The following is a 4,404-nucleotide window of genomic DNA, read 5'->3' as shown; positions in this document are numbered from 1 at the left end:
GAAGAGATTTTCGAAGAGTATTAACTGAAAAGCATGACTAGGAATACTATTGAATGTGGTTAGCTAAATCTTCCTGAGCTTTTTTATTTGACTCAGCTTTTTCTTTTAGCCATTTTTCATAGAGTTCTTGGTACTGTTTAGCAGTTACTGGCTCTTTTTGCAATTCAACATATTTGTAGTTGTCCGCATTTCCCTTATGACCAACGAATGAGAATGGGCCTGTAAACGGTACAGTCTTACGGAAGATTGGGTTGGCTCCACCACTTTGAACTGGTAGGAAGAGGGCACTATCTGTCAACCAAGCTTGGGCTTCAGCATATTTTTCATAGCGAGCTTGAGTATCTGTGATTTCAGCATCTGCCTGATCCAAGAGTTTCTTGTAGTCAGCAAGACCAATCTTATCCTTAACTTCCTTGTCTTTTCCTTCAGACAAGCCCATGTTTTTCAACTGAGAACCTGTCTCTGGATCTAGGATCGCTAGGTACGTCTTAGGATCTGAGTAATCTCCACCCCATCCTGAGATGTCGATATCGTAGTCTTTTTGTTCTGCTGTATCTGCAAAGTAGGTTGCTTGGTCTTTTTCATCTGGAGAAAGTTGGATAACATCGATAACCACATTCTCCTTACCAAGGGTTTCTTCCACTGTTTGTTTGAAAGAGCCGGCCTGTTGCACATCTAACTTAGCAGTCTGGTCAACTGGCATATCTAAATGAATTGGGAAAGTTACTCCCTGAGCTTGCAGACTTTCTTTGGCCTTCGCAAACTTCTCTTTGGCCTTGTCAGGGTTCAAGAAGGCTTGCTTACCATCGTTTAGGTTGATATTTGCCCAATCTTTACCGTAGTTGACAATTTTTTCATTGACAATGTCACCAAAGTTCTTATCACCAACTTGGACAAAGTTACTTGGTGTAACCGTGTTACGCAAGATACGGTCTGCTCCATCTTCACCATTTGTCTGTGCTGCATAAGCATGACGGTCAAAGGCAAAATTGATAGCCTGACGGAAATCTTTATTTTGCATAGCTGCACGTGAATCTGTCTTTTCCTTATCAGACTGTTTCATAGTCTGCTTGTAGCTTTGACGATTGACGTTGAAAAGATAGTAGAAAGTAACTGAGTTTTGCGGTGTATAGGTAATCTTGTCCTCATTTCCCTTCTTGAGTTCAGCAAAGACTGAACTTGTTGGGAAGATACGACCATCTGTATAGTTGCCTTCCAAGAATCCTCTTGCAATGCTGTCTTGGTCAGAACCGTCAAAGAAAGAGAGCTTCACTTTCTCGATTTTAACATTGTCCTTATCCCAATAGTTAGGATTTTTATCAAATTCAATCAAAGATTTTGATGTGAAAGACTTAAACAAGTAAGGACCATTTGACAAGATACTTGATGGTGTCACACTTCCAAAGTCATCTCCCTTAGACTTCAAGAAGGCTTCATTTACAGGACTAAGGATACTTGCTGTTGTTTTAGAGTTCCAATAAGTCTCAGGTTGGTTGAGAGTGTATTGGAGTGTGTAATCATCCACTGCCTTAACACCAACAGTTCCAAAATCAGATGATTTCCCTTCAACATAGTCTGCTAGCCCTTTGATAGAATCTTGTACCAAGTACAAGTTTTCAGCCTTTTTATCAGCCGCATACTTAAGACCAGTCACAAAGTCATGAGCTGTTACATTCGCATACTCTTCTCCTTCAGAAGTGTACCATTTAGCCCCCTGACGGATTTTATAAGTGTAGGTCAAACCATCTTTTGACACTGTCCATGACTCAGCCATAGACGGGATGAGATTGCCATACTGGTCGTTTTCCAACAAACCATCAATCAAGTTGGTTGTGATACTAGATGTAGAGTCTCGGGTAGAAGTAATATAATCCAAGGTATCTGGGTTATTGACAAAGATATAAGAGTACGTCTTATCTGCATTATTTGATTGGGAAGACCCACATGCTGCTAGAGCTAGACCTGCTGTCAAAGCCATAGCTCCAAAAAGCATAACTTTTGATTTCTTCATGATTATTCTCCATTTTTACAGTATGTGAAATATTATACACCATTTGAGCAAAAATATAAAGCATTTTGAACTTTTTTACAAAAATAAAAATCAGTAGACTCGAGTTCCTACTGATTTTTGATATGGTTCGTTTGGATTACGCAGCCAAAACTTTGCGTCCTTTACGACGACGAGCTGCCAATACGCGACGACCGTTTTTAGTTGACATACGGTTACGGAATCCGTGTTTGCGCGCACGACGAAGTTTACTTGGTTGATAAGTACGTTTCACGATGAATACCTCCTCATAGATTTTGTATTCGTTTAGCCGGCTATAAAGTGATCAGTTACTAAACATACTTTACTATTCTATCTGATTCTTTCACTTTTGTCAATAGCTCTAGGCAAATGTTTCCAGCTTTTTCGAATGTAAGCCCTTATCAGAAACAGTTAAGAGTAACATTCTCTTCAGATGCGAATAAATCAGTAAAAAATAATTCTTGCTAACATACATTTCCTATATTAAAGCCACCGATTTCATATCCCAAACTGTCTACAAAAATTAGCATTCATTTCTAACAATTCTTTAAAAGGAACTATTTTTCTAACCGCACCTGATGGAGTGTACTCCATTGACCACATAAATGGATAGGTCAAAACAACTTCATTCGTTTCAAGCGATAAATCTAATTCGAACAAATCTGATACTATAAGTTCTTGATAAAATAGGTCTAACTGATTTGTAGTCACCCAATATAAAAATCCCTTATAATCTATCTCCAAATCCTCCCATTCTAATGTATCGGAGGCAAAATATTCTATTGAATTTAATTTTTCAATATTTATTGCAAATAGACCACCTAAAATATCATAAGCTATCAAACAACGATTAGGATTATAACATTTTGAAAACAATTCATTACAATAGATGAATCCATTCTCTGAGTCATTCCCCAAAATCTTTAAATAACCATTAACAGTTATATAAGAAAAATGTTCTAAGATAAACTTCAGTTCTTGTGGTGTTTCTATAGTATCCGTTATTTTTTTATTAAATTCAAGGAATTTAATATCATTAGAACTTTTATCAAATTTTTCAAGAATCTCTCTCATAGTTATCATTTTATTTACCTATTCTCCACTACTCATCTTTACTCTTGTAGTTCATAGTTACTAATGTTTGTAATGTTAAAGATTCTAATAAATTCTAATCTTTCAAGATGTTATACCTGCCCAGTATTCTTCCAAGAAAATAAAAATCTCAGAGAGGTAACGTTTAAATCATAAAAATGTTCGCTTTCTCTGAGATAAAACGCTAAAATCTAGTTGAGCCCTATAGAACCCCTATCTACGATACTGTTTCAAGAAACGAGTCATCTTTTCTTGGATTTGGGCTAGTTCATCAACACGAGGAAGGTAAACGATACGGAAGTGGTCTGGTTCCTGCCAGTTAAAGCCTCGACCATGAACCAAGAGAACCTTTTCCTGTTTCAAGAAATTAAGGACAAACTGCTCATCATCATCGATACGGTACATATTGCGGTCGATTTTCGGGAAGATATAGAGTCCCGCCTTGGGTTTAACGGCAGACAGACCTGGAATATCTTGAATAGCATTGTAGATGAAGTTTCTTTGCTCGTAAATTCTTCCACCAGGAAGGAGTAATTCATCAACTGATTGGTGGCCACCCAAGGAAGTTTGGACGACTTGTTGGGCCAAAACGTTAGAGCAAAGGCGCATATTGGACAGCATATTGAGCCCTTCGATATAGCCTTTAACATGTGTCTTAGGTCCAGACAAGACCATCCAACCTACACGGAAACCAGCAATACGGTGGGATTTTGATAAACCATTCATGCTGACACAGAAGACATCTGGTGCCAAGCTTGCCACAGGCGTATGCACGTGTCCATCCATGACCATGCGGTCGTAAATTTCATCCGCAAAGATAATCAAATCGTTTTGACGGGCAATCTCAATAATCTCCAGCAAGAGTTCCTTAGGATAAAGGGCTCCAGTTGGGTTATTTGGATTGATAAGGACGATTGCCTTGGTATTGGAAGTGATTTTTGACTTGATATCGTCAATATCTGGGTACCATTCTGCAGCTTCATCACAGATATAGTGAACAGCATTTCCCCCAGCAAGACTGACAGCGGCTGTCCAGAGAGGATAGTCTGGCATTGGCACTAAGACCTCATCGCCATTGTCCAAAAGCCCCTGCATGGACATGACAATCAACTCACTGACACCATTTCCAAGGTAAATATCATCAATATCTACGTTTGGGAATTTCTTCAATTGGCAATACTGCATGATGGCCTTACGGGCTGAAAAAATCCCTTTGGAGTCAGAGTACCCTTCACTATCACGCGCATTCATAATCAAGTCATGAATGACCTCATCTGGCGCTG

4 protein-coding genes are annotated in these 4,404 nt (G+C 38.7%); all 4 read right to left on the bottom strand.

The window, feature by feature from the left end; all coding sequences use genetic code 11:
- Window positions 1–46: 46 nt before the first annotated feature.
- Window positions 47–2,011 (bottom strand): peptide ABC transporter substrate-binding protein, encoded by a 1,965-nt coding sequence (locus tag RYL77_RS08795; protein ID WP_315010998.1) that lies wholly within the window; start codon window positions 2,009–2,011, stop codon window positions 47–49.
- A 136-nt stretch (window positions 2,012–2,147) separates the two neighbouring features.
- Complete coding sequence (gene rpmH / locus RYL77_RS08790) at window positions 2,148–2,282, bottom strand: 50S ribosomal protein L34 (RefSeq protein WP_000831905.1); 135 nt, start codon at window positions 2,280–2,282, stop codon at window positions 2,148–2,150.
- 245 nt (window positions 2,283–2,527) lie between these two features.
- A complete protein-coding gene (locus RYL77_RS08785) occupies window positions 2,528–3,103 on the bottom strand; it encodes a DUF2625 family protein (protein ID WP_315010997.1) in 576 nt (191 codons plus the stop codon).
- 231 nt (window positions 3,104–3,334) lie between these two features.
- Window positions 3,335–4,404: pyridoxal phosphate-dependent aminotransferase (locus tag RYL77_RS08780; RefSeq protein ID WP_315010996.1), on the bottom strand; the 1,070-nt coding region annotated here is incomplete at its 5' end.

Origin of the sequence: uncultured Streptococcus sp. (assembly GCF_963516515.1) — a bacterium.
Lineage (GTDB): Bacteria > Bacillota > Bacilli > Lactobacillales > Streptococcaceae > Streptococcus.
The sequence above is the reverse complement of the archived record's forward strand: the minus strand, read 5'-3'. Positions and strand labels throughout refer to the sequence as shown.